The following is a 2,393-nucleotide window of genomic DNA, read 5'->3' as shown; positions in this document are numbered from 1 at the left end:
TCGAGGGACGGACGGTCGGCATCATCGCGAACCAGCCCTCTCAGATGGCGGGCACCCTCAACATCGAGGCCGGCGAGAAGGCCAGCCGCTTCGTTCGCTTCTGCGATGCGTTCTCCATTCCGATCGTGACCCTCGTCGATGTTCCGGGATACCTTCCAGGCACCGACCAGGAGTGGACGGGAGTGATCCGCCGTGGCGCCAAGCTGCTGTACGCGTACGCCGAGGCGACAGTGCCGCTCGTGACGGTGATCCTGCGCAAGGCCTACGGCGGCGCGTACATCGTCATGGGATCCAAGCAACTCGGCGCCGACGTCAACCTCGCCTGGCCAACCGCCGAGATCGCGGTCATGGGAGGCCAGGGTGCGGTGAACATCCTGTACCGGGGCGAGCTCAAGAGGGCCAGCGAGACCGGCGAGGATGTCGCCGCCGTGCGAACGCGGCTTGCCAACGAGTACACGTACAACGTGGCATCCCCGTTCCTGGCCGCCGAGCGCGGCGAGCTGGACGGGATCATCGAACCGGCCCAGACGCGCGTGTCGATTGCCAAGGCGCTGCGGTCCCTGCGCGGCAAGCGCGCAATCCTCCCGCCGAAGAAGCACGGAAATATCCCGCTGTAGGACGCGATGAGTACCCGAGAACCAGCGCCCGAAGAACGCGAGCCCGCCGTGCCAATCAACATCGTGCGCGGCGACGCGACCGCCGAAGAGATCGCGGCCGTCGTCGCCGTCGTGGCAGAGCACTACGTCACCGAGCACGCCGAGGCCGTCGCCGACGAGCCTCAGCGGTCGGCCTGGGCACTCTCGCAGCGGGCGCTGCGGGAGCCGCTTCGGCGCGAACTGGGCTGGAACCGCACGCCCTGTTGACCTCGGCGACAGAATTGGCCTGGTCGCCAAGCAGTCCAATTTTGTCCCCCAAAATACCTACAGACGAATCGTTGCGACTCGGCAAGACTGGAACAGCTGGAACGCAGTAGCGTTCGGCTGAACCGCCGTCACCTCTCGTGTGACGCGGCCCAGGTTCGGCCACGCGGCCGGTTTTCGGGTAACCGTCCGCACAGGTGGGGGTGGACTATCTGTCCACCCCCACCATCCTTCTCTCGCGATCGTCACGCCCGGACGTCGGGCTCCGCAGGGAATCGGGTGATCTCCGTCCACAGGTCGACGGTGTCTTCGTCGCTGAGGCCGCGACCGGCATCCGATCTACCGACGACCGTTACCGCGACGCTCTCGTGGGGGGAAGTGCGGATATAGAGCCGGTCAGAATGCGCCGAGCGGAGAGCTGTGACCAGACGCTCGCGGATACTCGCCAGCCCCTCGGGGTCGATGCCGTCCAGGCCTCCCTCGTCGAGGACCGTGACAGTCGCGCCACGGCGGCGGGCTGACTCAAGTTCGTGGCGTACCGCGTCGTCGAGCAGGCGAGCCCCGCGCAGTTCGTCACGCAGACTCCCTTCGGCAAGCCGCGCCTCGACGCGTTCGTCCGGGGTCAACGCGCCGCCCTGCGCGATCGTGCGGGCAAGCACCGGGCCGGCCACCGACAGTGCTCGCTGAATCTGCACGCGGCGCTCCCGCTGACGCACGGTGTGTGCTGCCTGCCACGCCGACGCAGCACGCTGCAACTCCACGAGCTTCGCGGTGTCTTTGGCAGCACGATCGGTGAGCATCACCAGAAGCTGCGCCAACCCCACCCACAGGATCGAGCCGACAAGACCCTTCTCGAGGGCGTCGAGGATGCCGAGCCAGAACCACGAGACGGCGGCGAGCAGACCAATGCCCACCCAGGCGAAGATGGGGCGACGCCTCACCATGACGATGACCATCAGGGCGCCGATGCCGCCGAGATACCAGACGACGTAGGGTTCTTCGATGGCCTCGCGCGGCACAGCCAGCGAGAGCGCGTTGGGAACGATGACCGTCGTTCCCAACGCCATGAGCGCGGCGGGAAGCGGCATCCGGTCGGATGATGCGCGCGGCGCCAATCCGGGTGCGGCCGGCTTAACGTCATCGTCTTCGGGGTCGCGGTTGCCCCACAGCAGCGCGACCCCGGTGGTCACGACATAGAGCGCGACGGCAGCGACGAGCACCAGTGGCTCGGTGAACGGGCCGGTCCACCACAGTCCGCGGACGGCAAGGTAGGCCGTGAACGCGAAGGCCAAACCGATGAGCAGGCGACGGACACTGATCATGCTCGGACCCCCTGCCACGTCAGGCGCACGAGCGTCCCGTTCGAGTCGGAGGTGATGTGGACCGTGCCTCCCACGGCCGCGACACGAGCAATGATCGACCCGCGGATTCCGAGGCGATCATCCGGAACCGTGTCGAGATCGAACCCCTCGCCGAGGTCTTGCACCTCGAGGTGCAGCCGCTGGGTGTCATGCTCGTGGCGGGCGGACACCG

At 67.2% G+C, this 2,393-nt stretch carries 3 protein-coding genes and 1 pseudogene; 2 read left to right on the top strand and 2 right to left on the bottom strand.

Going from position 1 to position 2,393, the window contains the following annotated elements; genetic code table 11:
- On the top strand, positions 1 to 617 hold a 617-nt coding region (locus Q1V87_RS10390; protein WP_300592315.1), incomplete at its 5' end, for a carboxyl transferase domain-containing protein.
- 48 nt (positions 618 to 665) lie between these two features.
- Positions 666 to 863, top strand: coding sequence for an acyl-CoA carboxylase epsilon subunit (locus Q1V87_RS10385; protein ID WP_300592312.1), 198 nt, complete (start codon positions 666 to 668; stop codon positions 861 to 863).
- A gap of 242 nt (positions 864 to 1,105) precedes the next feature.
- Here the strand turns inward: Q1V87_RS10385 and Q1V87_RS10380 are convergent, their stop codons facing one another.
- Positions 1,106 to 2,182 carry a hypothetical protein gene (locus Q1V87_RS10380; RefSeq protein WP_300592309.1) on the bottom strand — a complete coding sequence of 359 codons (1,077 nt, stop codon included), beginning with the start codon at positions 2,180 to 2,182 and terminating at the stop codon, positions 1,106 to 1,108.
- Positions 2,179 to 2,393 (bottom strand): annotated as a pseudogene (locus Q1V87_RS10375) (hypothetical protein); the annotation flags it as partial. The gene Q1V87_RS10380 and the pseudogene Q1V87_RS10375, both read right to left, overlap by 4 nt.

Origin of the sequence: Microbacterium sp. (genome assembly GCF_030149085.1) — a bacterium.
Taxonomy (GTDB): Bacteria; Actinomycetota; Actinomycetes; order Actinomycetales; family Microbacteriaceae; genus Microbacterium.
Note: the sequence above shows the minus strand (reverse complement) of the source record. Positions and strands in the feature narration are given on the sequence as shown.

Excerpts from the sequence above, each read along its gene's own strand:
- Q1V87_RS10380 (WP_300592309.1), bottom strand. The coding sequence starts at position 2,182 with ATGATCAGTGTCCGTCGCCTGCTCATCGGTTTGGCCTTCGCGTTCACG.